Annotated in this window: 23 protein-coding genes; 16 read left to right on the top strand and 7 right to left on the bottom strand. The window is 45.9% G+C overall.

Annotation, left to right across the window (positions count from 1 at the left end):
• The first annotated feature begins 27 nt into the window (after positions 1-27).
• The gene (locus LRL21_RS18545) at positions 28-1,230 is read left to right on the top strand and encodes a macrolide family glycosyltransferase (protein ID WP_240417285.1); all 1,203 of its coding nucleotides are present in this window, start codon (positions 28-30) and stop codon (positions 1,228-1,230) included.
• 141 nt (positions 1,231-1,371) lie between these two features.
• On the opposite strand, the gene LRL21_RS18540 is transcribed toward LRL21_RS18545, so the two are convergent.
• A complete protein-coding gene (locus LRL21_RS18540; RefSeq protein WP_240417284.1) occupies positions 1,372-2,265 on the bottom strand; it encodes a LysR family transcriptional regulator in 894 nt (297 codons plus the stop codon).
• 127 nt (positions 2,266-2,392) lie between these two features.
• Here LRL21_RS18540 and LRL21_RS18535 point away from each other — a divergent pair, with 127 nt between their 5' ends.
• Positions 2,393-3,547: an MFS transporter gene (locus tag LRL21_RS18535; RefSeq protein ID WP_240417283.1), complete on the top strand. Its 1,155-nt coding sequence runs from the start codon at positions 2,393-2,395 to the stop codon at positions 3,545-3,547.
• 73 nt (positions 3,548-3,620) lie between these two features.
• Here LRL21_RS18535 and LRL21_RS18530 read toward each other — a convergent pair whose 3' ends face one another.
• Both LRL21_RS18530 and LRL21_RS18525 read right to left on the bottom strand, forming a co-directional pair.
• A complete protein-coding gene (locus LRL21_RS18530; RefSeq protein ID WP_240417282.1) occupies positions 3,621-4,868 on the bottom strand; it encodes an acyl-CoA dehydrogenase family protein in 1,248 nt (415 codons plus the stop codon).
• A 47-nt stretch (positions 4,869-4,915) separates the two neighbouring features.
• Positions 4,916-6,283, bottom strand: coding sequence for an LLM class flavin-dependent oxidoreductase (locus LRL21_RS18525; RefSeq protein ID WP_240417281.1), 1,368 nt, complete (start codon positions 6,281-6,283; stop codon positions 4,916-4,918).
• Positions 6,284-6,591: 308 nt separating this feature from the next.
• Here LRL21_RS18525 and LRL21_RS18520 point away from each other — a divergent pair, with 308 nt between their 5' ends.
• Together LRL21_RS18520 and LRL21_RS18515 are read left to right on the top strand one after the other, a co-directional pair.
• Positions 6,592-7,782, top strand: coding sequence for an amidohydrolase (locus LRL21_RS18520; protein ID WP_240417280.1), 1,191 nt, complete (start codon positions 6,592-6,594; stop codon positions 7,780-7,782).
• A 45-nt stretch (positions 7,783-7,827) separates the two neighbouring features.
• On the top strand, positions 7,828-8,100 hold the full coding sequence (locus LRL21_RS18515) for a glutaredoxin family protein (RefSeq protein ID WP_240417279.1): 273 nt from the start codon (positions 7,828-7,830) through the stop codon (positions 8,098-8,100).
• A gap of 108 nt (positions 8,101-8,208) precedes the next feature.
• Here the strand turns inward: LRL21_RS18515 and LRL21_RS18510 are convergent, their stop codons facing one another.
• Positions 8,209-9,132, bottom strand: a complete 924-nt coding sequence (locus LRL21_RS18510; protein ID WP_240417278.1) for a LysR family transcriptional regulator — start codon at positions 9,130-9,132, stop codon at positions 8,209-8,211.
• Positions 9,133-9,349: 217 nt separating this feature from the next.
• Here LRL21_RS18510 and LRL21_RS18505 point away from each other — a divergent pair, with 217 nt between their 5' ends.
• The 7 genes from LRL21_RS18505 to LRL21_RS18475 all read left to right on the top strand — a co-directional run bounded on the left by LRL21_RS18505 (position 9,350) and on the right by LRL21_RS18475 (position 16,532).
• Positions 9,350-10,939, top strand: a complete 1,590-nt coding sequence (locus tag LRL21_RS18505; RefSeq protein WP_240417277.1) for an ABC transporter substrate-binding protein — start codon at positions 9,350-9,352, stop codon at positions 10,937-10,939.
• Positions 10,940-10,964: 25 nt separating this feature from the next.
• On the top strand, positions 10,965-11,912 hold the full coding sequence (locus LRL21_RS18500) for an ABC transporter permease (RefSeq protein WP_240417276.1): 948 nt from the start codon (positions 10,965-10,967) through the stop codon (positions 11,910-11,912).
• Between the two features lie 17 nt (positions 11,913-11,929).
• Positions 11,930-12,844, top strand: coding sequence for an ABC transporter permease (locus LRL21_RS18495; protein ID WP_240417275.1), 915 nt, complete (start codon positions 11,930-11,932; stop codon positions 12,842-12,844).
• 36 nt (positions 12,845-12,880) lie between these two features.
• On the top strand, positions 12,881-13,927 hold the full coding sequence (locus LRL21_RS18490; RefSeq protein WP_240417274.1) for an ABC transporter ATP-binding protein: 1,047 nt from the start codon (positions 12,881-12,883) through the stop codon (positions 13,925-13,927).
• Positions 13,914-14,930, top strand: a complete 1,017-nt coding sequence (locus LRL21_RS18485; RefSeq protein ID WP_240417273.1) for an ABC transporter ATP-binding protein — start codon at positions 13,914-13,916, stop codon at positions 14,928-14,930. Before LRL21_RS18490 ends, LRL21_RS18485 begins: the two co-directional genes overlap by 14 nt.
• Positions 14,931-14,964: 34 nt before the next feature.
• On the top strand, positions 14,965-15,486 hold the full coding sequence (locus LRL21_RS18480; RefSeq protein WP_240417272.1) for an OsmC family protein: 522 nt from the start codon (positions 14,965-14,967) through the stop codon (positions 15,484-15,486).
• 200 nt (positions 15,487-15,686) lie between these two features.
• A complete protein-coding gene (locus LRL21_RS18475) occupies positions 15,687-16,532 on the top strand; it encodes a sugar phosphate isomerase/epimerase family protein (protein ID WP_240417271.1) in 846 nt (281 codons plus the stop codon).
• 75 nt (positions 16,533-16,607) lie between these two features.
• Here the strand turns inward: LRL21_RS18475 and LRL21_RS18470 are convergent, their stop codons facing one another.
• Positions 16,608-17,738: an LLM class flavin-dependent oxidoreductase gene (locus LRL21_RS18470; RefSeq protein WP_240417270.1), complete on the bottom strand. Its 1,131-nt coding sequence runs from the start codon at positions 17,736-17,738 to the stop codon at positions 16,608-16,610.
• A gap of 163 nt (positions 17,739-17,901) precedes the next feature.
• Here LRL21_RS18470 and LRL21_RS18465 point away from each other — a divergent pair, with 163 nt between their 5' ends.
• Positions 17,902-18,588 carry a Crp/Fnr family transcriptional regulator gene (locus LRL21_RS18465; RefSeq protein ID WP_240417269.1) on the top strand — a complete coding sequence of 229 codons (687 nt, stop codon included), beginning with the start codon at positions 17,902-17,904 and terminating at the stop codon, positions 18,586-18,588.
• Positions 18,589-18,665: 77 nt separating this feature from the next.
• Here the strand turns inward: LRL21_RS18465 and LRL21_RS18460 are convergent, their stop codons facing one another.
• Both LRL21_RS18460 and LRL21_RS18455 read right to left on the bottom strand, forming a co-directional pair.
• On the bottom strand, positions 18,666-20,438 hold the full coding sequence (locus tag LRL21_RS18460) for a cache domain-containing sensor histidine kinase (RefSeq protein WP_240417268.1): 1,773 nt from the start codon (positions 20,436-20,438) through the stop codon (positions 18,666-18,668).
• 11 nt (positions 20,439-20,449) lie between these two features.
• Positions 20,450-21,205, bottom strand: coding sequence for a response regulator transcription factor (locus LRL21_RS18455; RefSeq protein ID WP_240417267.1), 756 nt, complete (start codon positions 21,203-21,205; stop codon positions 20,450-20,452).
• A gap of 567 nt (positions 21,206-21,772) precedes the next feature.
• On the opposite strand from LRL21_RS18455, the gene LRL21_RS18450 reads away from it, so the two are divergent.
• The 4 genes from LRL21_RS18450 to LRL21_RS18435 are packed head-to-tail and all read left to right on the top strand — an operon-like array spanning position 21,773 to position 26,923.
• On the top strand, positions 21,773-23,197 hold the full coding sequence (locus LRL21_RS18450) for a M20 family metallopeptidase (protein ID WP_240417266.1): 1,425 nt from the start codon (positions 21,773-21,775) through the stop codon (positions 23,195-23,197).
• 37 nt (positions 23,198-23,234) lie between these two features.
• On the top strand, positions 23,235-24,890 hold the full coding sequence (locus LRL21_RS18445; RefSeq protein ID WP_240417265.1) for an ABC transporter substrate-binding protein: 1,656 nt from the start codon (positions 23,235-23,237) through the stop codon (positions 24,888-24,890).
• Between the two features lie 46 nt (positions 24,891-24,936).
• Positions 24,937-25,944 (top strand): ABC transporter ATP-binding protein, encoded by a 1,008-nt coding sequence (locus LRL21_RS18440; protein WP_240417264.1) that lies wholly within the window; start codon positions 24,937-24,939, stop codon positions 25,942-25,944.
• Positions 25,937-26,923 carry an ABC transporter ATP-binding protein gene (locus tag LRL21_RS18435; protein WP_240417263.1) on the top strand — a complete coding sequence of 329 codons (987 nt, stop codon included), beginning with the start codon at positions 25,937-25,939 and terminating at the stop codon, positions 26,921-26,923. The genes LRL21_RS18440 and LRL21_RS18435 overlap by 8 nt, the downstream gene beginning before the upstream one ends.
• The last annotated feature ends 25 nt before the right edge of the window (positions 26,924-26,948 follow it).

Here is a 26,948-nt window from a genome sequence, read left to right as displayed (position 1 = left end):
AAACCCTAAGCTTAAGGAGCTGTAGATATGACGCGTGTGTTATTTATTAATGGCGGATCAGAAGGACATATCAATCCAACTATTGGTGTTGTGCAAGAGCTTATCTCGCGTGGGGAAGAGGTAGTGTACTTTACAATAGAAGCTTTTCGAGAACGTATGGAGAAGACGGGAGCTACTGTACGAACATTTGACGGCCAAAAATTTATAAAAGCGTTTATTTCAGGCGGAAGAAATTATTTACCCGAACGAGTTAACGGTCTTTTACATACAGCTGACATCGTCATACCAAGCGTTCTTGAACAGATTAAAGGAGAGCGTTTTGATTACATCATCCACGACTCCATGTTTGGTTGTGGACGTTTACTGGCCCAGATTCTTAAGCTTCCTGCAATAAATTCTTGTACTTCTTTTGCGCAGACAAAAGAATCATTCGATAATATGCTGGAACAGCTCACCAGCGAAATTCCTGCAGAAATCATTAAACCCATACAAGATGAATTTCAAAGCCTGACGAAAAAGGTGAAGGAAAAATACGATGTGGAGATTCATTCTCCTTATGAAGTTTTTTGTAATCCTGCACCACTTACAATCGTGTATACAACTCGGGATTTTCAACCTTTTGGAGAAGCATTCGACCCAACCTTCAAGTTTGTAGGTCCATCCATCTCTTCACGATTAGCGCAGGATAACTTCGACCTTACTGCAATCAAGGGAAAAAGCCCGATTTATATTTCACTGGGGACTGTTTTTAATCAATCGATTGATTTCTATAAGCTTTGTTTTAAAGCATTTGGCAACACCGATCATACGATTGTCATGTCTATTGGGAATAGAACTCAAATTTCTGATAAAGGGGAAATTCCTAACAACTTCATTGTAAACAGTTATGTTCCACAACTAGATGTACTACAATATACGAAATTATTTATTACACATGGAGGCATGAACAGTACCAATGAAGGTCTCTATTACGGGGTTCCGCTCATTGTAATCCCTCAAAGCGCGGATCAGCCAATAATTGCCGGACAGGTTGCCAACATCGGAGCAGGCATTCAATTGCAAATGCAAGGCTTGACTGCAACTCAATTACGTGAAGCCGCGGATCATGTGTTAAACCACCCATCTTTCAATGAAGCAGCCTCCAAAATTAAGGAATCGTTTCAGCGATCAGGTGGGTATCATCAAGCTGTTGATGAGATTTTCGATTTTAAAAGTCAATACCATACATAAACAATACGGCATATAAGATAATCCATGTAATGAACATGTGGATAACGATGCTTCAATACCTTAAACCGATTGCCTCTGCAATCGGCTTTTTTGCAGCTGTGAAAATTGAAACGATATCACCAAGAAGTGATTGATCATAGTTTAATTACTATTTTTTCCATCAAAGAAGTCAATCAGCCAATCCGTTAAAAGTCGATGAGAGCTGCTAATAAATCGATCCGTACAGTAGATCAGCTCCAGATGACGTACAGGCGTTGGTCCGGTAAATGGTATAGCTACAATATCGGGGCGTTCTGGATGCTGTTTAAGCAATTCTTTAGGCTGTATAGTAGCGCCTATACCAGCAGAAACTAATTGTAACAGTGAAATGGCTGAACTGGTCTCCATAACTGTAGCTAATTCAATCCCCTCAGTTATGCAAACCTTGTCAACCAAATCACGACCCAGATAGCCTTTCGGATACATAACTAATGAGTACTGCTCCAGTTCTCGCAGCGTGATCGTCTTCCTGCCAGCGAGCTCGCTTGCTGTATTGGCGTATACATAATAGGGCTCTGATCTCAGCGGAACTTGTATTAATCTTTTATCAGGTTGATCTTGTATTCCAATACCGATATCGACTTTATGGTTAAGCACTTCTTCTTGTACATGTATAGTAGAGAAAACTTGCAGCTGGATGTCAGGATATTTCATCTTAAATTGAACGAACAGTGGAACAAGCTGAAAATCCAAATCAGAGGGCAGAACGGCCAGCCGAATGGTTCCTCGTTCACCAGACAGGAGTTCTTTGATAGCATCTTTGGCATCCTGCTCGGCTTGGAGCATCTTCATTCCATACAGCCGCAGGAGGTTGCCGGCTTCAGTTGCGACAACCTTTTTACCGATGCGATCAAAAAGCGGTGTGCCCAATTCCGCTTCAAGTATGCGAATTTGCTGGCTTAATGTAGGCTGTGAGATTCCAAGCTTTTCGGCAGCCTTTGTGAAATGAAGATGCTCAAATACGGCCATAAAGTATTGTATATTTCGAGAGTCCATGCAACGACTCCTTTTATCGATAGTTTTTTACTATCATAATAATATAAATTATAGGATTGAACAATGATATTTGAGTCGATATACTTGATTGAGGGTTACACAGTTAAGAAGGAGGGAGGCAGCGCATATGAAAAATTATTATTTATTATTAGCCATATTTATCGCAGCTTTAAATCTAAGGCCGATTATTACATCTGTTGCCCCTTTAATTGGTACTATGCAAAGTGATCTGGGAATGAGTGGACTAACAGCAAGTCTGCTTACTACATTCCCTGTGTTATGCATGGGGATTTTTGCACCTGCGGCAACAGCACTACGTGATCGAGTAGGTCTTGAGCGTACCATTTTTATTGCATTAATACTAATTACTGGGGCAACCGCTTTGCGGGGTCTAGTGAGCTCAGTCTTCATATTGGTTGCAAGTGCTTTAGTTGGCGGAATCGGGATCAGCCTGGCAGGGCCTCTGCTATCGGGATTTATTAAAAAGTATTTCCCCACCAAGCCCGGTATTGTAAGTATTTATTCCGCATCCATGACCGTAGGGGCTGCACTTGCTTCTGCATTTTCAATTCCTATATACAATCGAAGTCATCACAGCTTAACATTGACCTTGTCATGCTGGGCCATTGTAGGCGTTCTTGCCATAATCGTGTGGTCGGTTTTTCTTCGAAATAGAGCCAATAATGAAAGCTTAGTACGTTCCAAGCTTCCTATCCGTAATAAAGGAGCTATTCTGTTAACGATATTTTTTGGATTAATGGCAAGCATATTTTATTCTCTTACGGCATGGATTTCACCGATTGCACATAGCTTTGGGTACAGCTCGGCAAGCTCGGCTATGCTCCTTACGATCTTTACCATTATTCAAATTCCTGTATCATTAGTGATTCCCTTTTTAGTATCCAGAACGGGTAAACGAAGGTTTTTTCTAATCCTTTGCAGTGTGTCTGAGCTGGTAGGGATTGTTATGCTACTACTCCATCTGCCAATGCTGCCAGCTGTAATATTCCTCGGAATTGGAGCAGGAGGATTATTTCCACTAGCCCTTATGCTGCCGATTGTCGAGACGGATACCCCGGAGGAAGCTGGGGCATGGTCGGCGATGTCTCAGTGTGGCGGGTACATTATAGGTGCGATGGGTCCATTATTAATTGGAGTGATTTATGACAGCAGTGGAAGCTATATGGCTGCGCTTCTCGCCATGCTTGTAATTATTGTTGCGATGATCGGAGTACAACTGCTTATTACCAGCCGTAAAACTGTAGGTCACACAAGCGCCTAGTTCCTTTCTTCCCTCATAAAAGTAAATGCCAGTTACCCTCAATTCCGTAGAATGAGGGTAACTTTTTTGTATATTAGCGAGCTTTGCCTGGAAGGGGGACAGGCTCTGCCAAGCCCAGCTCGTATTTGCCTACGGCTTCCCGTCTGCGATCGACCGGATCATGCAGCGTTAGCGTTCTGGCGTTGCGGTAATAAAGATCAAAACCATATTTTTGCGTTGCCGAGGACGCTCCCATAACTTGAAAAATCGAATTCGTTACATCTAGCGAGACCTCGGTTGCTGTAATCTTGGCATGGGAAGCGGCAATATGAACGCTGCTGCGCAGATCAGGATACGTCATATATGCCTGCAGTAACCGAGCGGCGCGAATGACCGATTGCTGTGCAGAGGCGAGCTTGGTCGCCATATCGGCTACGCGCAGCTGAATAAAAGGATCTTCAGTAGCATACACATGCTCGCCCCAAGGACGAGCGCGTTCTTTAACGTAATTCAGCGCGTCACGATAAGCGCCCTGAGCCATGCCAACGAACTGTGCTGCGAAGTTGATCTGGAACTGGGCCGCGAAATAATCGGCGCATTCCTGATAGCTGCCGGGCTTCCCGAATAAATGCTCGTTCGGAATCCATACATTGTCTGCCGTCACATGGCCGCTGCCCGTACCTCGCTGTCCGATCCCGTTCCAATCGTCGGTGATCGTAACGCCGGGCGCGGACAACTGAACAATGGGCATCACATAACGGTCATCCTGTGTACCTTCCACATCCCCGGACACCGAACGCCAAAATGCCCATTTGGAGCCGGTAGACGAGGTGGCGAACTGCTTGCTGCCGGTGAGTCGGTAGCCGCTGCTGCCTTCGGTTTGTCGAAGCGTGCTGTCAAGCTGAAAGCGGTTCGGTCCGGCCTCACTGCCGAAGCTGGCAAATAAATGGCCATCCAACGCCTCCTGGAAAAAGTATTTCTGCTGCGCCTCATTGCCCATGGCATGAACGAGCTGCACACCCGTATGATGCAGCGTAAACACCTGCGAGGTCGAGGAGCACCAGGAAGCGATTTCCATTAATGCAAGTGCGAGCATCAAGGTGTCACCGTATATGCCTGCCCCTGAACCACCTGAGGCTTTGGGTACACATAAGCCTGTTAGACCAGCTTGCCTGAGTGCGTTGATACCAACAGTCGGAAAAGCTCCGTCGCGATCGGTTTGTCGTGCTGCGGGTCCAATCTGTGTGCGCCCGATTCTGCGAATTTGCTGAACAAGATCGTACTGTTCGTTCGTATATTCGAATTGTTCGACACGGCTGGCGTGATCATCAAAGCTGAACATGTGACTTCCCTCCGTGTACATTCATTGATTTTATCGACCCGAGAGCGTTAGCTCAAGCGGCTGGCGTCACGATAGACCGCGCCTGGATGATGATGAGGCAGCTTGGCTACGCCTTGGCCGAACAAACGCTCACGGAACGTGCCCGGTGCGTAATCCTTTTTGAAAATTCCTCTTTCCTGCAAAATAGGCACAACCAAATCGACGAAGTCGAGATAAGAGTCAGGCAGTATATAAGGCTCCAGATTGAACCCGTCAACATCGGTTTCTTCCACCCAACGCTCGATTTGGTCGGCTATTTGATCCGGTGTGCCGATGACCGTCAGCCCGCGAAATCCTTTGGCAGAAAAATCGTCGATCACATCCTGAACCGTTTTGCGGCTTTGGCTGTGCTTGGTAAAGCGATCGGTATGAGTTTGTCCCTGCTCGGTATGGATATTTTCAAAAAAAGACTGCGGGTCCAGCTGCGTCAAATCGATCCCCGTTACGCTTTGGTAGCTGAGCAGGGTCGCTTCCTTGCTTTTGTAATGCTCGTATTCCTTATATTTGCGCTGCGCTTCTTCCTCCGTACGGCCGACGATCGCTGAGAGTCCGGTGAACACTTTAATGAAGCTTGGATCTCTGCCGTACGATTGGGCAATATTGCGGATATCCTTGACTTGATCGCGCAGCACCTGCGTTGTCGGTGCTTTAAGGAAAACGCCCTCGGCGTGCCGGGCTGCAAAGGCTCGTCCGCGAGCAGAGCTCCCGGCCTGAAATAAGACCGGGGTACGCTGTACCGACGGCTCTGTGCCGTGATAGCCGGTCAATTTGAAATATTTGCCGTCATGGACGATTTTGTGAACCTTGGCAGGGTCGGTGTAGACGCGGTTTTCCCTATCCAGACGTACAGCATCATCGTCCCAGCTGCCTTCCCATAGCTTGTAGCTCAGCTCCAGATATTCATCGGCGATATCATACCGTTCATCATGAGGAACAAATACATCACGTCCGAACAAATCGGAAGCCGCTTTACTGCTGGTCGTTACCACATTCCAGCCAATTCTTCCTTTGGTTACATGATCCAGCGTAGAGAAGCGGCGGGCATTGGCATAAGGCGCCTCATAGGTTGTCGAGGTCGTCATCGTAAACGCAATATGCCGGGTAGAAACAGCCAAAGCCGGGATGATCAGCATAGGATCGTTCGAGGGAGAGCCGGAAGCTTCGCGGAATGCCAGCTCCTCCTTTTGCTTCGGATAGCCGTACGAATCGGCGAAAAACATAAAATCAAATTTACCCCGTTCCAAAATTTGTGCAATCTCGATCCAGTAATTGATGTCCTTGTAGTTCACCCGATTTTGATTGGGATGTGTCCAGATGCCTTGAGTCAAATGATTGATGCCATTGACTTCAAAAACGCCGAGATGAATTTGCTTCATGGGGATTCCACCTTTATCCATTGTATTTAAATTGAGTTAACCGATTGGAATAATAAATAATATCGTATGAAAAGCATAAAACATAGGTCATGATTTGTAAAATTGAAAAAAGCAAACAGCGAATTTAGTAATTATAAATTGACTGAGGCTTTCTGTTAAAAGTATGGATAATCGGTCAGTTTATATTTTATAAACAGAACGATTAGTTTTTCCAATTATACATATCGGATTGGATGAATTATTATTGCGTTATGCAAAACCAGAAAACAGATTCACATCGTTGATGTGGAATAAGGGGGTTAGCGGCGATGAGTACGACTTTGCAAGCAGGCTATGAGCTGCCTGAAGCTTTCAAGGCTCAGGTGATTGAATGGCGGCGGCATTTGCACCGGAATCCGGAGCTCTCGTTTCAGGAATTCAAGACAGCCGAATTCGTTGAGGAAACACTTCGAGGTTTTGGCGGACTTGAAATCAGCCGTCCAACACCGACCAGCGTACTGGCGAGGCTGATCGGGCCGCGTCCCGGCAAGGTGCTGGCAATTCGCGCCGATATGGATGCGCTGCCGATCCAGGAGGAGAATGAGCTGGAATTCGCATCCGCCGTTCCAGGTGTTATGCATGCCTGTGGTCATGACGGCCATACGGCTATGGTGCTGGGCGTCGCCAAGCTATTGACTTCGAGACGAGAGCAGCTGGGTGGAGAAATCCGATTCCTATTTCAGCATGCTGAAGAAATGCCGCCTGGCGGAGCGCAGGAAATGGTGGATGCGGGAGTGATGGAAGGGGTGGACTTCGTTGTCGGCAGCCATCTCAGCTCCAAGCTTGCGATTGGCCGGATCGGTATTGCATATGGTGCGATGATGGCTTCACCCGATAATTTCACCATCACAATTCGTGGAAAAGGCGGACATGCGGCTGCTCCTCATTTGACGGTCGATCCGATTATCATCGGAGCCCAGGCTGTTATCAACCTGCAGCATATCGTTTCCCGCAATATCGATCCAATGGAGCAGCTTGTCGTATCCGTAACGCAGTTTATCGGCGGCTCAGCTAATAATGTAATTCCAGGGACGGTCAAGCTCGGAGGTACAGTACGCAGCTTTGATCCGCATATTCGCAGCGCGGCTCCCAAGCATTTTCACAGGATTCTCCGTGGGATTACCGAGGCGCATGGAGCCGAATACGTGCTGGAGTATGAATATGGCTATAATCCAGTGCATAACGAGCAGGAAATTACGCGTGTTGTCGAACAGGCAGCCGTTGATTTATTTGGACGGGAAGCCGTTGTGCATATTCCGCCCAGCATGGGAGGGGAGGATTTCTCTGCTTACCAGCAGGTAACGCCGGGCGTGTTCTTCAATATCGGGGCCGAGAATAAAGACAAAGGCATCGTCTACCCCCACCACCACCCAAGATTCACTGTAGACGAGGATGCCCTGGCTATGGGTGTGCAGGTATTTCTACGGACTGCTGATAAGCTGCTGGATTGGTCTGAATAATTATTTTTAACAAAATTACAATATAGGTACAGGAGGCAATTAAACATGTCAGCACAGCCAAAAATCGTTTTATGGAGCAAGCAGGAATGCCCTTATTGCGATCAGGTCAGGAATTATTTGAAAGCAAATCAATACGAGTATGAGTCCATCGATGTGGAAGGACATGATATCTTAAGGGATGTGCTCGAAGCCAAGTACAATATTCGACGTATTCCTGTAACGGAAATTGGTAGCGACGGCCAGTATCAAGCCGTGTTTGGCGCCGATTTAACGCGTCTGGCCGAAGTGCTAGACGCCTCGAAATCATCCAGCTCATAACGCCGTTCATATTACGATTTTAAGGCTGCCGTACGGCCTGAATTCAAGCAGGAAGACTGTCCCGTCAGGTGATGATGGAACAGTCTTTCATTTTGTCCCCAATTAGTCTCAGGCCATTCGGTAAATCATACTCGAATGAGCGACTTTATGGCGTGAGATGAGAAACTGCTCGACTTCCTCCATAAAACGGACGACAGCTGTTCCGCGCGGGGGATCGTATCGCCTTCTCAGTATTCCGATTTGAAACGCTTCCTGAAGATCGACGATTGGCTTGAGCAGCGTTCCCGGAATTTCCGGATAAATCGCTACTATCGGAGCCAAGGCAATACCGAGATTAGCCTGTACATAGTATTTGAGCGAGGAGATGTTGGCCACCTCGATGCTTTTGTTCATCTCATCGATCTTTTCAGATATGATGGATTCAACCTTAATACGTATCGGGCAGTTGCCCATCGTCATCAGAAAATTTTCGTTTTTCAATTCCTTGACTGTGATTTCTTTTTTGTTGGACAAATGGTGGGTTTGCGGAATCAACAATGCCATCGGTTCTTTCAAAAGCGGCTTGAACTGAATTTGCAAATTGGCCTCGGGCTCGGTGCATACGGCAAAATCGATCAGATCGTTCGCAAGCATTTCGCTGAGCTTGTTGCTCGTTCCACTCACAATACTGATCTGTACCTTCGGATACAGCTTGACGAACTCGGGCAGCAGCGTGGGCATAAACTCGCTCACCCAGGGCTCGGAGCCGCCGATGCGCACGAGTCCTGCTTCACCATGCCGAAAATCGGTGATGGCATCGCATAAATATTCGTACTCCTTAAGCATTTTGTCGGCCCGTTCATAGAAAATGCGCCCGGCTTCCGTCATTTTGATCGTTTTGGCTCGAACCAAAAGCTCGACCTCCAGCTCCTCCTCCAGCTTTTTGATATGCATGGTTACCGTCGGCTGCGAGTACTGCAATGCCTCAGCGGCTTTTTGAAAGCTGCCAAGCTTGACGATCATCTGGAACGTTCGAATCATACGTATTTCCATGCTGCTACCTCCGTTATCAAGTAAATTTACGTTTTCTAAACTATTCGTTTATTTTTTTCAATTATACATAATGACGATTCTGCTTTATTATATCAAATATAAACATAATTAAAACAAGCGGATTACAGGGAATTGTGAACGAAGGAAAACAATTCGACAAACAAGGCTTTATTTTACGCGAAACTACACTATTATGCTTCAAGGGGGAGAACAGCACATGAAAACACATCGCAAGCTTAAAATCATTACTTTATTATTATCTGCCTTACTGGTTACAAGCGCATGCTCCAAAACCGACTCGGCTGCAGCCGGAACCGCAAGCACTGGCGGCAAGGATACGAAAGAGGTCGCAACCGTAAGTGAAGTCAGGTACCCGCTCTCGCTCACCTTTGCTTCGTTAGATCCGCATCTGGTTCCTACGGGCGGCGTGGCCAATATCGACAGACACATTTATGAGCAGCTGGTCGCCTTCAATACGAAGTATGAGGCCATTCCGGTACTCGCTGAATCAGTTGATATTAGCAATGAAGGTAAAACGTACACGTTTCCGCTGCGCAAGGGCGTAAAGTTCCACAACGGCAAGGAAATGAAGGCTGAGGATGTGGTGGCCTCGCTGAATCGTTGGAAAGAAATTACCGCCCGTGCCAAAACGTCGATCGGGGCGTCCAATTTCGAAGTGAAGGACGAGTACACCGTTGTCCTGAATCTTAGCCAGCCAAGCAATGATATCCCTTCCCAGCTGGCCAGCTATCTGCAGTTTGCTGCTATAATGCCCAAGGAGGTTATTGCTGGAGCGGATGCTAAAGGTGTCAAGGAATTTATCGGCACCGGGCCTTACAAGTTTGTTGAATATAAGCAGGATCAGTATGTGCACGTCGCCAAGTTCGATGATTATAAATCGGTGGATAAACCGGCGGACGGGGTAACGGGCAAGAAAGAAGCGTTCATTAAGGATATATACTTTGATCTCGTTCCTGATACATCGACGATGTTCTCCAGCTTTTTGGCAGGCAACTATAACTTCGCTGATATTACGGTAGATAATCTGAATCAGGTGAAAAGCCTACCGGATGTAGAGGTGCAAAAGGTTTTGTCTTCCGACTACAATGTCGTGTTCAATAAAAAGGCGCCAATTACCTCCAATCTGAAGTTCCGTGAAGCCATTGCCGCCGCCTTGGATGTGGAAAAAATTCTTGTTGGCTCTACCTCCGATCCGAATCTGATTCAACTGAATCCAAGCCTGATCAACAAGGACAGTACGGACTGGTACAGCGAGGCGGGCAAGGAGAAATACAATCAGAAAAATCCCGAGAAGGCCAAGCAGCTGCTGAAGGAAGCAGGCTATAACGGTGAAGAGCTGAAGCTTCTGACAACTCGCGATTCGGGCGGCGTATTTTATAACCCTACCGTGCTGGTCAAGGATCAGCTTGAAAAAATCGGTGTGAAATCGAAGCTTGAGGTGTACGACTTTACTACGATGATCAGCAAAAGAAGCGATCCGAGCACCTGGGATATTTATGTAGGATCCTTCGCGCTGCAATCAAGTCCGTCACAGCTGCTTTATCTTGGAAAAACGTACGGCTGGCCTGAAGATGAGAAGCTGCAAAATCTGGTTAAAGCGACGACGACAGCTTTGACCAAGGAAGATAAACGGAAAGCGGCTGATGCGCTCCAAGCTTACGAATATGAGTACCTGGCGGCTATTAAGATCGGCGATTTCGCTACCTATAAGGCAGTTCGTAAAAATGTTACGGGCTACAAATATTTTGAAGGTCCAATTTTGTGGAACACGAAGGTTCTTAAATAATCGGCGATAAAAGAGGAGAAGCGTATTGGCGATTTATTTGCTCAAACGAATTTTGCACCTGTTTCCCGTCTTGTTCATTTTATCGATTGTCGTATTTTTCATTATTTATCTGATTCCCGGAGATCCCGCATCCGTTATGCTCGGGGATGGAGCCAGTCCGGAAATTGTCGAACAGCTGCGCGAGCAAATGGGGCTGAACACGCCCTTATACCTGCAATATGTGCACTGGATGTCGGATGTGCTTCACGGTAATCTCGGCAACTCTTACTTTATGAAAAAGTCGGTGACGGAAACGATCATCGAGCGGCTGGGGCCGACGCTATCGCTGGCGATTCTTGCGGAAATCATTGCGGTCATTATTGCCATTCCGGTAGGTATATTTGCTGCTGTGCGTCATGGCTCGGCCGCCGATAAATCGGTCACGGCGTTTTCCTTGTTCGGCATTACGGTACCAGGATTTTTATTAAGCTTGTTTTTGATGCTTATTTTTTCCGTTGAACTCAAATGGCTTCCTGTCGCGGGCTACAAGCCTTTGAGCGCGGGGCTGGGGGAGCATCTGCGTCATTTGATTTTGCCTGCCGTTGCGCTTGGCGTTGTGCATTCAGCTTTTCTGGCACGTATTACACGATCGTCGATGCTGGAGATTTTGAACGCAGGCTTTATTAAAACAGCCCGCTCCAAGGGGGTAAAGGAACGTTCCGTGATTTACAAGCATGCGCTGCGGAATGCATTTATTCCTATTCTAACGATTATCGGCCAATCGTTTGGCTCGCTGATTGCGGGCGCGACGGTCACGGAAACGATTTTCAATATTCCCGGACTCGGCCAGCTGCTGGTTAATTCCGTACAGCGGCGGGATTATGCGGTCATTCAGGGAGCGGTCCTGTTCGTGGCGTTCCTGACCGTCATGATTAATTTGCTGGTTGATTTGCTATATGCAGTGATTGACCCAAGAATAAGACTGAACCGTTAGCATAAAGGAGCTTGGTTATGGCAGCAGATAACGCAAAAAGCCATGCAGTCGGCAGCTATACGGCACCGTCGGTAGCACCGGAGCTTGGCAAGGAGCAGCGCAGGCGAATTTTCCGAAGATTTATTACGAACACAGGAGTCGTTGCAGGCAGTGTGATCCTGTTGATCATTATTGTGCTCTCCTTATTTCCTGGATGGTTCGCCACGCATGATCCTTATTTGATTGATGTGGCAAGTCGATTTCAGAAGCCTAATGCCGAGCACCTGTTCGGGACTGATAATTTTGGCCGTGATGTATGGAGCAGAGTTGTGTACGGGGTGAAAATTTCGGCGGAGGTCGGCTTTGCGGTTTCCATTGGCGCATCGATTCTTGGCTTGATCATTGGCTTGTATGCGAGCTATTACCGGACGCTGGATCATCTGTTCATGAGAATTTCCGACGGCTTGATGGCGTTTCCCGGCATCCTGCTTGCGCTTGCGATTATGGCGATGCTTGGACCGAGCATCCGTAATCTGGTCATCTGTCTGATTGCCGTCATTACGCCGCATGTAGCCCGAGTTATCCGTTCGACTGCTCTCATTATTCGGGAGCAAACCTACATCGAGGCGATGAAAGCCTTAGGCGCTTCATCAACACGAATCCTGTGGGGACATATTGCGCTTAACTCCATTTCGAATCTGATCGTTCAAGCCTCTTTTATATTTGTTGAAGCAATCATCGTGGAGGCGGCGCTCAGCTTCCTTGGCGCAGGTGTGCCTTTGCCTACACCGAGTCTGGGCAACATGCTGATTGACGGCAAAATGTATATTTTTAATTCATGGTGGATGACGGCCTTCCCGGGTGCAGCAATCCTCGTATTGGCGCTAGCTTTTAACTTGTTTGGAGACGGTTTGAGAGATTTTCTGGACCCGCACACGACAGCTAGGAAATAAAGTCATAACTATTGATACAAAGGGGTGAGGCTTCCTTTGAAACAAGCGCATTTGTTGGAAATCAAGGAATTGAAAACCCACTTTCACACGGAAAAAGGACAGGTTACCGCAGTGGACGGGATCAGCTTTCATATCGATTCTGGCGAATTCATCGGCATCGTAGGTGAATCCGGCTGCGGCAAAAGCGTTACCTCACAGTCGATTCTCCGGTTATTTGATGAAAAAAGGACGGTACGCTACGAGGGTGAGGTGCTGTATCAAGGGGAGAATTTGCTGCAGGCATCACATGCAAGAATGCAGGCGATCCGGGGCAATGATATTTCAATGATTTTCCAGGACCCGCTCAGCTCCTTGAATCCGGTGTTTACGATTGGTGACCAAATCGCCGAGACGCTGCTGCTCCATCAAAAAATTTCCCGCAGGGAGGCGCGGCAAAAAACGCTTGAGCTGCTCAAGCTGACTGGCATTTCCGCTCCTGAGCAGCGAATTGACGACTATCCCCATCAGCTTTCAGGTGGAATGCGGCAGCGAATCATGATAGCTATTGCACTTGCCTGCAGACCTCAGCTGCTTATAGCGGATGAACCCACTACCGCACTCGACGTGACCATCCAGGCACAAATTCTGGATTTGCTGACTGAACTAAACCGTGAGTTCGGCATGAGCGTCATGCTCATCACCCACGATCTCGGTGTCGTCGCGGAAATGTGCAGTCGTGTCATCGTGATGTATCTTGGACAAATTGTCGAGGAAGCCGAAGTGATGGAGCTGTTCACGAGGCCGCAGCATCCGTACACGATCAGCTTGATAAAATCGATCCCGCGTCTGAATGGCGACCGCTTGGAGGAGCTGCATGTGGTCGAAGGAAATGTACCATCGCTGCATCATATTCCTGCAGGGTGCCGCTTCGCAGGCAGATGCCAGTATGCAGACGAACGCTGCCGCGAAGAGGAGCCGCCATATATGCGTACGGACGACAATCATGCCGCGCGCTGCTGGTATTCAGGGCAGTTTTCAGGACAATTAATGGACAGCATTACGGCTGATGCAGTTCGGGAGGTTACTCACTATGCCGGGAATTGAGCCTCATCAGGAACCTGCCAGAACGGAACCTCTTGACCAGGGGCCTTTGCTGGAAATCAGGCACCTGAAGAAATATTATAAGGCTGGCGCTTCGTTTGGATTGAACAAAAATGTGGTCAAGGCGGTGGATGATGTCTCCTTCCACTTATGGGAGGGGGAAACCTACGGTCTTGTCGGGGAGTCGGGCTGCGGGAAAAGCACTCTTGGCAAGTCGCTGCTGCGTCTTAATGACGTTACATCGGGCGAGGTGCGATTCCGCGGAACCGATATCCTGAGCTTGTCCAACCGCGCCTTGCGCCCGCTGCGTCAACAGCTGCAAATGGTATTTCAGGACCCTTATACGTCCTTGAACCCGCGTAAACGAATCGGCAGTATTCTTGAGGAATCACTCGTGATTCATGGTATTGGTTCACGCCAGGAGCGTGAGCAGCGGATATTTGAGATTTTGGACAAGGTCGGGCTGCAGCCTGAATACTATTACCGTTATCCGCATGAGCTGTCGGGCGGACAGCGGCAGCGGATCGGACTGGCTCGGGTGTTGATCCTGAATCCGAAGATCGTCATATGTGATGAACCCGTATCAGCCCTTGATGTGATTATCCAGTCGCAAATTATTAATCTGCTCAGGAAGCTCCAAGGGGAGCTTGGACTCACCTATCTGTTCATTGCTCATGATATTAGTGTGGTCCGGCACATTTCGGATCGGATCGGTGTGATGTATCTCGGCAAGCTCGTAGAAGAGGCCGAGACCGATAGTCTGTTTCGCAACCCGCAGCATCCGTATACGAGGGCATTATTGTCGGCGGTGCCTATCGCTGATCCAACAGTCAAACGGGAGCGAATTGTACTAAAAGGCGACCTGCCTTCGCCGCTGCATCCTCCGTCAGGCTGCGTGTTTCATACGCGTTGTCCGTTCGTCATGGATGTGTGCAGGCAGGAAATACCCATACTGCGTGAGGTAGCCCCCAATCACAGGTCTGCCTGTCATTTGCAGGATGAATAACTAAATAATATGATATAAAAGGAGCAAACCTGATATGACTACACTTAACGAGTATTTGGTTCAAAAAAAAGCGGCGGTAGAGGCCAGAGCTGCAAAGGCGAAACACAACACCGAGGTCATCGTTCATCGGGCCAAGGTGCGTGCGGCCGGTAGAAGCGGTGTCCGAGAAATCAGAATCCGGGATTTTCAAATTATTAGCGATAGCCCGGACGACTTTGCCGGATATAATCTCGGACCCAGCTCACCGGAGCTGCAGCTTGGCGTGCTGGGCAGCTGCCTGACGCATATAACGCTAATCCAGGCATCGATTCGTGGTGTTTCACTGGAAACACTGGAGGTTGAAGTAACGGGGGAATTGCATCCGCTTGCCGGCAAGCCTGGTTATGAAGAGATTCCCGTGTACCCGCACAATATCGCTTATACGGTTACTCTGGGTTCAACTGAAACCGATGAAACGATTCAGGCGCTGCGCGAAGCCGTTGAACGGGTGTGCCCGATCTACAACCTGTTGGTGAATCCGCAGACTATCCAAGGTCAGTTCGTTAAGAAAGCTTGATTAATCTAGCTATCTCTTATATAAAGTTCATTTATAAAAGCCTAACTCACATTATGTCGATTAGGCTTTATTTTTGTGTGAATAATTTGATGTAAATATAAAGGAAGAAAACAACCCATTATGCAAACTGCTTTACAATATGAGCGTGATAAATCGCGTATAATTGAGAACTAACAATAAATACTTAAGGAGACATTATTATGAGTTTATCTATAGGATTACAAGTATTCTCGATTCGAAATGAACTGAAAAAAGATTTTTGGGGCACGCTGGAGAAAGTAGCGGAAATCGGTTATAAGAACATTGAATTTGCAAATCATTCAGTGAATACAGATTATGGGATTGGGTTCCATATTGATGCAGATACCTTAAGAAAACGCATGAACGATCTTGGCCTAAAAACAATATCAGCGCATATCCACCCGATGAGCATAAACGTCATGGATAGTGTTATCGATTATCATCAGGAGATTGGTAATCAAGCGCTTGTTTGTGGAATTGGCTTCTGGAAAAATAAGGATGAAGTTCTTGACTTCAGCAAAGAGTTGAATAAAATAGGAGAAAAATGCCGGGTTAGGGGTATGGATTTTTACTATCACAATCATTTTATGGAATTTCAGAAATTCGATGGGCAGTATGTGCTGGATATCATCTTGGAGAATACAGACAAAGAGTTTGTCAAGATGGAATTAGACACGTACTGGACTCTAAGAGGCGGTGTTAACCCTGTTGAATATTTACATAAATTAGGAGATAGGTGCGACCTTATTCACCAGAAAGACTTGACTAAAGAAACGGTACCCGTGAACGTTTTTGAGACGATTGGTGAAGATTGTGAGATTGATAGTAATAAATTCCGGGAGTTCTCCAAAGTTGAATATTTCACTGAGGTTGGTGAAGGGATGATAGATATCAATTCGATTATTAACAAAGCGAAGGAAATCGGTGCTGCTAAATACATTATTCTTGAGCAGGATCATTCTAGCAAGAATGAACTGGAAAGTATTGCGATTAGCTATAAAAACTTGTCTAAATTATTGAAGTAAAATCAGATCGAGGCCGACCTAATTACAATTCAGATTGTGTCAGGTCGGCTTCGTGATTTTCGTGAAGGCGTGTATTTACTTGGATATTGTCAAGTTTTTTTGCTGTTCCAGCTTCTGGCGCACTCTCGGAATGATATCTCTTCCGATAGCTTCAACGGTCTCCAATTGTGGATATCCGCGAAGCATAAATTTATTGTATCCTTGAGCCGCATACTCCATAAGTCGATCCGCCACTTGATCTGGTGTGCCGACCAAAGCGAGAGTTCCACCCCCGGATGCTTGTGTCAAGCCAGCCCAGAGGTTGGGACCGATTCGGAAATTGTCATTTCGTGAAGATTCCATTAATTCGTGCAGACGTTTCTCACCAACTGACTCATTTTTGTTAATGGTCTGCTCCGCTTTGGCTTTAAATTCTTTGTCGGAAATTTTGCTCAAGCGGCTTAAAGCATATTGCCATGCTTGTTCTTCGGTCTCACCTAAAAACACTTGAATAGACATGCAGTAATCCAATGTTCGATTATGCTGTGCTGAGAGCAAAGTCATTTCGTCAATTCGATCCTTGGTCAAATCCAGTGTCTCTGCATAGAGCATGTATACGTCACAGTCCTTAGCTGCGACGGCTTTTGCGGCTGGGGATGCCCCTCCAAAATAAATTTTAGGATAAGGCTTTTGCACAGATTTATAAAATAAAGAAGCATTTTTCAAATGATAAAAGTCGCCTTCATGTGTAAAGTTGTCTTCCGTGTATAAGCGTTTAAGTACGTGCATAAACTCGCCCGTTCTTTTGTAACGGCTCTCATGATCGAGATGTTCCCCATCTGCGGCTAATTCCGCCGGGTTGCCTCCTGTAATAATATTGACCAGCGCCCGACCACCGGAATAATAATCGAGGGTGCCTAACTGTCTGGCAAAAACTGCAGGGGCCGTAAATCCAGTACGTGCGGCAACCAAAAACTTCAACGTTTCCGTACTGGTTACCAATGCAGAGGCTGTTACAAGGGATTCGAGACAGAAATTGAAGGTTGGCACCAATATAGAGTCGAATCCAGCTTTCTCTGCTGCTTGAGCGAATCGAATGGCATAAGAAAGCGATGGCTCTGTATCAGCGGTCATCCTCCAGGGATCCGTTCGATCCGGCCTGAGGAAAACATCATTAACGTATTCTGCATCACCGTAAGTGGGTATGGCTGTTATGAAATCAATCATTTAATTCTACCTCCAATTTCTTAAGCTTATTTAGTATTCATACAAAGCTACCATGGAAATAAAATTAAAGATGCTGCGATCGCTACAGTTGTTACTATTTATCATTATGATTATTTGATGTTATAAGTGGGGTATAACGAATTGTACAGGGAGGTTGGCATGCTTGAATAGCAATCATTTTTGGCTAAAATCAAGTCATTCTTTTCAAGAGCTATTCACTACCATAGGCACTCCTGCTAACCATGCCCCTGGCACCTATTTATTCATTCAAGGCGACACGACTGATTATTTTTATTATTTAATTGAAGGCTCAGTGAAGATCGTTATTTTTTGGGAGGACGGTTCTGAGAAGACACTAATTAACCAAGAGGGGGGATTATTGGGGGTAATTTCCGCTTTTAATCAAATTCCGCAATTCACAACAGCTATCGTGACCAAGCCTTCAACCCTTATTAAAGTCAATTCGGCTGCATTGATTAACTATATCTCGAACAAACCCGATTTGATGTTGTCTTTTTTTCAGGAATTGGGGACTAAAGTCCATCTTCTAACCTTACAACTCAGTACGATGTCCTTTTTGACCGTTGAAAAACGAATCTGTTACACATTGCTAATGCTTTCTCAGGATGCAGGTTCAGATACCTCGGATGGGTTGAAAATTTCAGTCCGAATGACCGATCAGGAATTGGCCAATCTGATAGGGACTTCACGAGTTACGATATCGAAAGTATTAAGCTCTTTGAAGAAGCACAACTTGATCACCAAGATTCATAATCACATCTATATTTTAGATAAAGAAGGCTTGCGAAACTTTGTATTTTCAAAAAACGGTATGACCTGGAATATCTAATGAACATCTTGGGTTTTAGTTTGAAAAGAAACAACATCCCGATTCGTGATTGCCACGGATTAGGATGTTGTTTTGCTTCAATTGATCGGGATGGTGATATAAATAGCCGTTCCCCAGCCGAATTTACTGCGCATGCGAATTCCGGATTTTTCACCGTAAGTTAATTTTAATCGCTTCTGTGTGTTGAATAAGCCAATGTGAAGGCTTTGATCCAGTTGACTGGATTCTAATTGTGAGCGCAGACGGGCAAGTCGTTCAGGAAGGATACCGATGCCGTTGTCGATCACTGCGATATAGAGCCGGGATTGATCCGTATGGATCCGGATTTTGATAACGCAGGGTCCTTCCTTTTCTGTAATTCCGTGGTACAGGCTGTTCTCGATTAGAGGCTGGAATACTAACTTCAGCATATTGTATTTCTCTAGCTCAGGCTCGTAATCCCAGATGACATGAAACTTTTCTTTATAACGAACTTTTTGGATTTGAATGTAGCTAAGAGTATTAGCGATCTCCAGTTTTAATGTAACAAGACCACTCGAACCGTCCAAGGAATAGCGCAGAATATCTGATAAGTTCTCGATAATCGTATTCAATTCATTGGGTCTTCCCGTCAAGCTGGCGGCCTTCCAATTAAGCGTGTCAAGTGTATTGTACAGAAAATGCGGGTTTAACTGTGACTGCAAAGCGGCGAACTCGATGGCTTGAGCTTTATATTTTCGCTCGGACAGCTGAACGCGCATGTAATTTTGCTCGATAAAGTTTTGAAGAAGGCTATGCATAATATAGCTATAGACGCTCTTGCCCTGAATAGGAAGCCGTGGAAGCGGTTGTCCGTGCTTGGCGGAATCCAGGATGGATACTATGGTTTTCAAATCCTGGTAGTTTCTTTGGGTCAAATAGTACGCAAATATCGTACCGCCAAGGAACGAAAGTAAGAGAAGCGTAAGTGTAATGAGATTTAGTCGGTTGGGCACCTCGTACAAGGAGGCTTTGGGTACAGCCGAGACGAAGGTCCATTGGTACTTCTCCGAGTATAGCTTATTGATCACAAATGATTGGCCGTTGATTGATAGGTCGAAGAGTGACTCCGATCGAGTAGAAATCCCTTGCAAGTCCATCATAGTCAAATAGGATGGGTTTTTATTTTTGATTAAAATTTCGTTTTTCGGGTTTAAAATCATTAATAGCTGGCCATCTTGCGTCGAAAGGCTTTCGAGTCTTTGCTTAATGTATTCGGGTTTAATATTAAGAACAATGAGTCCGTCGCTTTCATCCGAAACCGAGGTTCGGCGGTATAAAGTGATCAGCTCGGTATCGATGGGAACATTTTTAGTGTTCATTTTTTTGATCATTCTGTTTTCGGTCCACATATCTTCCTTCGGATGATTCCTGAAGCTTTGGTACCAACTTGGATCGTAATAATCAGACAAATCAATAAGACCGCCGGTCGTTGAAGAGATGAAGCGATTTTTACTGTTGTTCAAATAAATATAAATGGAATCGATATAGGGTCTTCCAATCGCAGGAGAATCGATGAAATTTTTCAATGAGGCGAGCCTTCTGTAATCCTCTTTATCGGGAAATTCCTTCTCAAGCATGCTTTTCAAATTGATAAATTCAATCGCACTTGCAACAATATGCAGATTCAGCGATTCTTGCTCATTGAATAGAAGCTCGATATTTTCTTTAGACTGCCTGAGCAAATTGACATTGGTATTATTGATTTCATTTTTGACGAATTGCTGAATCAATACACTTGAAAGTGTGCCAAGGATCACGATGGGAATCAGCATAGGGATCAGGAAGGTCGAGAGGTTTCGTATAAAAAATGTCCGGGTCGTTTTTCTCATCACTGTCTCCTTTAATCCATGTTTCTGAATTCCCTGGGGGTTTGTCCAAAATATTTTCTAAAAGAACGAGTAAAGTTCTTGGCATTGCTGTACCCAACTAATTCGCTAATTTCATACGTTTTATATTTTACATCCTTCAAGAGCTCGACTGCTTTATTCATCCGAACACGGGTCAAGTAATCAGAAAAGTTTTCTCCGGTTTGCGTCTTGAAATATTTGCTTAAATAGTAAGGATTTAAATAAACGATTTTGGCGGCATTCTCAAGCGTAGCGTCCTTGTAGTGCTCGTGAATATATTTTTTTATTAATCTGATTGCCCTTGTGGAAATATCGTCTTCTTCTATTGTCTTTTCAAACGCAGCCTCTGGAGGTGAGGGTGTGGGAGGAGGGTTTTCATCCAGTTCTTCCTTAATTCGGCTGAATACTGCATAAATTTCTGTGTATTTAGCAGGCTTCAACAAGTAGCTGCGAACGCCAAAATCCAATGCCTGCTGTGCATACTCAAATTCTTTATAGCCACTTAGCAGCACGATTTTCACATGGGATTTTTGTTTGGAGAGCTCTCTGGCAACGTCTATTCCCGTCATAACAGGCATACGGATGTCACAAAGCAGAACATGTACCGGATGCTTGCTAATAAAATTTAATGCAGCCAACCCGTTCTCCACATGTCCGACGACCTCAAAACCAATTTCATTCCATGGAATATAATGGCTCAACCCGTTTCGAATTTCGTATTCATCATCAACGATCAGCAGCTTATGCATAATAGATCATCCTATCTCCTCACCATCGTAATATTCATTCACACGTATAACCCGGTTTGGTCGCAAAATATATCATTACTAATCGATCCGTGGATATGGGGCTGTGAAACATTTTTTAAATTATAACATTAACAACCTGCCAGTACACTTTAAATGTTAAATATAGAGTGAAATATGATATGAGGATACTATAGCTGGAAGGAAGCGGCAGTATACACTAAATTAATGATACCAAATATGAAAGGGACTACCTATTTATTTTGGAGGATTTATATTTAAATAGAGTTATAAAGAAAAAGAAAGCGCTTTATTTACTCGTGTCCATAGAATAGAGCATAATCCATATGTGAAATATGAAGGAGAGGTACATAGACATCATCAGCTGCTATCTGGGTACAGGTTAAGAAATGATACTTAATACTAACGAAGATGCCTTTTCATTAATGTGAATGTGATGTTAAATTAAAGTTAGGAAATATGACATAATAAAAAGAGGGAGCTTATTCAGTAGGTTATTCATGGATGGTTTTGAACTGAAATTAAATCGCTTAACGGGAGGGATTATGTATGGGACAAATACCAAATAAGACAAGTATGGAGCAAAGCATAGCGGAGATGATTGAACAAAAGCGCGATCTGTACATCCGGGTCAGTGACCAAATATGGGAATATGCAGAAACCCGATATGAGGAACACCGATCTGCCGAGTTGATGGCCGAGGTGCTGGAGCAGGAGGGCTTCACCGTAGAGCGCAATGCTGGCGGCATTCCTACAGCTGTTGTAGGCAGTTATGGCCAGGGAAAGCCAGTCATAGCAATTCTTGGCGAGTATGACGCTTTGTTCGGATTGAGTCAAACGAAGGGCGAGTCGGCACACAATCCTGTTGAACAAGGAGGAAATGGCCATGGCTGCGGGCATAACCTGCTCGGCAGCGGGATGCTGGCAGCGGCGGTAGCAGTAAGAGATTATATAGAAAAATACAAGCTGTCGGGGACAATTCGTTTTTATGGCTGCCCAGCAGAGGAGGGGGGTGGCGGTAAAGGCATCATGGCAAGGAATGGGCTTTTCGATGATGTGGATGCTGCCTTGACCTGGCACCCGGGAAGTATTAACTCTATTACCGCGAGAAGTTGTTTGGCCACTTGTCAGGTATACTTCAAGTTCAAAGGCAGGAGCGCACATGCTGCAGGAAGTCCACATTTGGGACGGGGGGCGCTGGATGCTGTAGAGCTTATGAACGTGGGGGCCAATTACTTGCGGGAGCATCTGATTCCTGAAGCGCGACTGCATTATGCAATCACGAACAGCGGCGGCATTTCTCCCAATGTTGTCCAGGCGGAGGCTGAGGTGCTGTACAAGCTGCGGGTTCCCAGGTCTGAGCAGCTTGAGGATATGTATGAACGTGTATGCAACGTGGCTCGTGGTGCTGCGTTAATGACGGGGACGGAGCTGGAGATCCAATTTGATTCAGGCTCATCGGAGCTCATTATGAACAGGACCCTGGAGCAGCTGATGTTTGACAAGTTTACCGAGCTTGGTGTCCCTGTATTTAACGGAACGGAAGATCAATTCGCTGCCCGGATTCGTGCTACGCTGACAGAAGCTGAGTTGAATGAAAGCTTACCCGTAGGTTTGGCACATAAAAATTTATCGAATCAACTGGAGCCTTACGAGCCTTTGGCAGGAACTTTTATGGGCTCGACCGATGTTGGCGATGTGAGCTGGAAAGTGCCGACAGCACAGTGTGCAGTTGCCTGTGTCGCTCTGGGTACTCCATTCCATACATGGCAGGTAGTTAGCCAAGGGGCTACCTCAATGGCCCACAAGGGAATGCTGCATGCCGGCAAAGTGATCGGAGCTACCGCCACTGAGCTGCTGCAGCAGCCTGAATTGCTGAAGCGGGCAAAAGAAGAGCATGTTAAGCAGCTCGGAGGACGGACATACAAATGTCTGATTCCCAAAGAGGTAAATCCAGGTCCGGTAAAAAGATAGCCAAAACGATAAAAACTATAAAAAGAGGAGAATCACGATGACGACACACAAAACAAGCAAGCTGGTACTACTTTTGATTCTGGTTATGTCCATGATTACCTTAGCGGCCTGCAGTGGAAGTAATGGCTCTAACGTAAGCGGGAAGCCGGAGGCGGCAAGTGATAAGGGAGGTACGGTCCAGACAGGCAATAAAGCGATCAGTATCGGCATAACGAATGCACCGGGGTCATTCAGCACAATTGATGTACTGGACCAGACGGCGATCCATATTACTTCTTTGTTGTTCCCTCCGCTCGTGGAATTGAACGATTCTATGGAATTTGTCCCTATGTTGGCTGACCGTATAGAAACGAAAGACAATAAGACATTTACGGTGAAATTAAACGAAAAAGCAAAATGGTCGGACGGGAAGCCGGTTACAGCGGACGATTTGTTATTTACCGTGCAAATGATAACCCATCCTAAATCAATCTCAAATATTGCCAAGTACTACGCGGTAATCGAAGGTTTTGATGATAAGGGCAAGCAAGCTGAGGGGGCAAATGAGTTAACCGGTGTCAAAAAAATCGATGATCATACTGTGCAGTTCATCGCCAAAGCACCTCTAGATCCGGTGTTATTCAAAGAAAATATCGGGAGAAAGCTAAAACCATTACCCAAGCATATTTTGAAAGACGCGGATCCTGAGAAGATAGCACAGCACCCATTTTGGCAAAAAATGGATGTAACGTATGGACCTTTTAATTTTGTCTCCTATCAGAAGGACCAATATGTTGAGCTGCAAGCCAATAAAGATTATTTCAAGGGTGCTCCCAAGTTAAACAAGCTTTTTTTCAAAATCATGCCAGCTGCCAATATTGTAGCACAGCTGCAAAGCGGCGAAATTCAAATGAATTTTCCTGGTGTAGGCACTATTTCCATTCAGGATTTTGAAAAAGTGAAAAATATGAGTAATCTGAGAACGATTCAGGGTAAGCCGCTCAACTACCAGCAGATGACTTTTAATTCCAAGACCCTTCCGGATGCACGTGTAAGACAAGCTATTGCCTATGCTATCAACCGGGACATGATGGTAAATGACCTTCTCAAAGGTGAAGGCGAGGTTATCGATATGCCTTACACATCCATTCATCCTTACTACAATAAAAGTCTAAAGCCGTATAAATACGATCCGAAGAAGGCGCAACAATTGCTGCAAGAAGCGGGTTGGGATTTTAACAAAACATTAAACCTGGTTGTTCCCTCAGGTGTGAAGACGCGTGAGCAAAGTGCAGATATTATCGTAGAGAACCTGAAGGCGATAGGCGTCAAGGCACAGGTCACCAAATATGATCTTGTAACAGTGGGACAGAAGGCGAGTAAAGGCGAGTTTGATATATTTTTCCTCGGTTATCCGTTTTCTCTAGATCCGGACGTATCCAATTATTTCCTATCGAGCGTAACTGGTGGAAATTATGGAGGTTACAATAACCCCAAGATGGACGAGCTGCTCAAAGAAGGCATCAAGGAGACAGATCCTGCAAAACGCATTGCAATATACAATAAAGTTCAAGAGCTCATAGCGCAGGATATGCCTCAGCTCACCCTGTATGCTGATTATCGTCTGGGTGCTGTTTCTAAAAAGGTCAAGGTGGGCGAACCGAAGGATGTTGGTATGCTGATTAATGTAAACGAATGGGATATTGAAAATTGATATAGCAGCACGGATGACTTATTCTATCGAATCGTGGTGAAGACACATGGAACCATTACTGGAAATAAGCGAATTGCAGACGGCCTTCCAAACGGATCAAGGGGAAGTCGTATCGATCGAGGATGTAAGCTTCCGGCTTAAGCCGGGAGAAACCCTCGGTATTGTAGGCGAATCCGGATGCGGCAAGAGTGTCACATCCCTATCCATCATGGGCTTGCTTGGACAGCGGGGACGGATTCGCAAAGGGGAGATTTTGTTTGACGGTGAGGATATCGTACAGCTTGATGAAGCACAAATGCGGAATATCCGTGGCAACGAAATTTCAATGATATTTCAAGAACCTATGACATCACTTAATCCGGTATTTACTATCGGAAATCAATTGATTGAAGCTATTAATCAGCATTTGAAGCTGGGTAAGAAGGAAGCGCGCGCACTAGCAATTGAAATGCTCAAAAAGGTGGGCATCCCCAGGGCGGACGCGATCATTGATGAATATCCCCATGCATTGTCAGGGGGAATGCGGCAGCGCGTCATGATCGCAATGGCGCTCTCCTGTAAGCCGAAGCTATTGATTGCCGATGAGCCTACAACGGCTCTTGATGTGACGATTCAGGCCCAAGTCCTGGAATTGATGAAAAAGCTTCGGAAGGAAATAGGTACGGCTATCATTCTAATCACGCATGATCTGGGTGTGATTGCAGAAATGGCGGATAAGGTTATCGTCATGTATGCCGGTCAGGTGGTTGAGGAAACCGATGTTTTTACGCTGTTTGATAATCCCTTGCACCCTTACACTAAGGGATTGATTGGTTCAATTCCACAAATAGATGGCGATCTTGAGGAACGTCTGGTCTCTATTCCGGGCACGGTGCCATCGCTGCTTCAGATGCCAAACGGCTGTCGGTTTCATTCCCGCTGCGCCTTCGCCATGGAACGGTGTGTGAATGAAGTTCCGCCACTGCTTACAGCAGGCAAGGAACATCTGTCGAGGTGTTGGCTGGTTGAAAGGGATAGGGAGGCACAACAGAGCCGGGAGGTGCCAAGTGGCTAAAGTAGAAGAAAATACAGTTAAGCCTTTGCTGCAGGTGGAACGCTTAAAGACATACTACCCGATTACGAAGGGCATCATCTCCCGAACGGTAGGGCATGTAAAGGCCGTCGATGGAGTCAACTTTTCAATCCGTGATGGGGAAACACTGGGACTTGTAGGAGAATCTGGGTGTGGGAAGTCAACGATAGGGCGCACGATCATCCGTCTGGAGGATCCTACAGAAGGCCATATTTTGTTTCAAGGAACTGATATTTCCCAATTCTCCGCCGATGAGATGAAGAATGTGCGCCCGAACATGCAGATGATTTTCCAGGATCCGTATTCCTCGCTTAATCCACGGAAGCGGATTAAGGAAATCCTGGCTGAACCGATCAAGGTCCATCGGATCGTGCCGGATCATGAAATCCCCAAACGTATAGATGATCTTCTGGAAATGGTGGGATTGTCTAAAAGCTATAAAAATCGTTATCCGCATGAGTTTTCCGGTGGTCAGCGCCAGCGGATCGGTATCGCACGGGCTTTGTCCCTGAATCCAAAGTTGATTGTCTGCGATGAGCCGGTTTCGGCACTTGATGTCTCGATTCAAGCGCAAATTCTTAACCTATTAAAGGACCTACAAAAAGAATTAAACTTGACCTACCTGTTTATCGGCCATGGATTAGGGGCTGTTCGTTACATCAGTGATCGGATTGCAGTTATGTATTTGGGAAGAATCGTAGAAATAGCGAGTAAGAAGGACATTTTCCAGAATCCTAAGCATCCTTACACTCAGGCATTGCTAAGTGCCTATCCAGTGCCGAATCCGCATTTGCGGAGCAATGAGCGGATCGTCATTCAGGGTGACGTACCGAGTCCGGCTAATCCGCCGAGCGGTTGTCGGTTCCATACACGATGCCCGCTGGCTAAGGCGATTTGCCGCGAGCAGGAGCCTGAACTAAAGGGAACCCGGCATGCAGCCGCCTGCTTCGCACTAGATTAAGTTTTTGCAGAAAAGGAGGGGGAGC

Source organism: Paenibacillus periandrae, from assembly GCF_022458865.1.
Classification (GTDB): Bacteria; Bacillota; Bacilli; order Paenibacillales; family NBRC-103111; genus Paenibacillus_S; species Paenibacillus_S periandrae.
Note: the sequence above shows the minus strand (reverse complement) of the source record. Positions and strands in the feature narration are given on the sequence as shown.

Excerpts from the sequence above, each read along its gene's own strand:
- LRL21_RS18475 (WP_240417271.1), top strand. The coding sequence starts at position 15,687 with ATGAGTTTATCTATAGGATTACAAGTATTCTCGATTCGAAATGAACTG.
- LRL21_RS18440 (WP_240417264.1), top strand. The coding sequence starts at position 24,937 with ATGGAACCATTACTGGAAATAAGCGAATTGCAGACGGCCTTCCAAACG.
- LRL21_RS18515 (WP_240417279.1), top strand. The coding sequence starts at position 7,828 with ATGTCAGCACAGCCAAAAATCGTTTTATGGAGCAAGCAGGAATGCCCT.
- LRL21_RS18535 (WP_240417283.1), top strand. The coding sequence starts at position 2,393 with ATGAAAAATTATTATTTATTATTAGCCATATTTATCGCAGCTTTAAAT.
- LRL21_RS18505 (WP_240417277.1), top strand. The coding sequence starts at position 9,350 with ATGAAAACACATCGCAAGCTTAAAATCATTACTTTATTATTATCTGCC.
- LRL21_RS18520 (WP_240417280.1), top strand. The coding sequence starts at position 6,592 with ATGAGTACGACTTTGCAAGCAGGCTATGAGCTGCCTGAAGCTTTCAAG.
- LRL21_RS18485 (WP_240417273.1), top strand. The coding sequence starts at position 13,914 with ATGCCGGGAATTGAGCCTCATCAGGAACCTGCCAGAACGGAACCTCTT.
- LRL21_RS18545 (WP_240417285.1), top strand. The coding sequence starts at position 28 with ATGACGCGTGTGTTATTTATTAATGGCGGATCAGAAGGACATATCAAT.
- LRL21_RS18480 (WP_240417272.1), top strand. The coding sequence starts at position 14,965 with ATGACTACACTTAACGAGTATTTGGTTCAAAAAAAAGCGGCGGTAGAG.
- LRL21_RS18530 (WP_240417282.1), bottom strand. The coding sequence starts at position 4,868 with ATGTTCAGCTTTGATGATCACGCCAGCCGTGTCGAACAATTCGAATAT.
- LRL21_RS18460 (WP_240417268.1), bottom strand. The coding sequence starts at position 20,438 with ATGAGAAAAACGACCCGGACATTTTTTATACGAAACCTCTCGACCTTC.
- LRL21_RS18455 (WP_240417267.1), bottom strand. The coding sequence starts at position 21,205 with ATGCATAAGCTGCTGATCGTTGATGATGAATACGAAATTCGAAACGGG.
- LRL21_RS18525 (WP_240417281.1), bottom strand. The coding sequence starts at position 6,283 with ATGAAGCAAATTCATCTCGGCGTTTTTGAAGTCAATGGCATCAATCAT.
- LRL21_RS18470 (WP_240417270.1), bottom strand. The coding sequence starts at position 17,738 with ATGATTGATTTCATAACAGCCATACCCACTTACGGTGATGCAGAATAC.
- LRL21_RS18495 (WP_240417275.1), top strand. The coding sequence starts at position 11,930 with ATGGCAGCAGATAACGCAAAAAGCCATGCAGTCGGCAGCTATACGGCA.
- LRL21_RS18450 (WP_240417266.1), top strand. The coding sequence starts at position 21,773 with ATGGGACAAATACCAAATAAGACAAGTATGGAGCAAAGCATAGCGGAG.
- LRL21_RS18510 (WP_240417278.1), bottom strand. The coding sequence starts at position 9,132 with ATGGAAATACGTATGATTCGAACGTTCCAGATGATCGTCAAGCTTGGC.
- LRL21_RS18540 (WP_240417284.1), bottom strand. The coding sequence starts at position 2,265 with ATGGACTCTCGAAATATACAATACTTTATGGCCGTATTTGAGCATCTT.
- LRL21_RS18445 (WP_240417265.1), top strand. The coding sequence starts at position 23,235 with ATGACGACACACAAAACAAGCAAGCTGGTACTACTTTTGATTCTGGTT.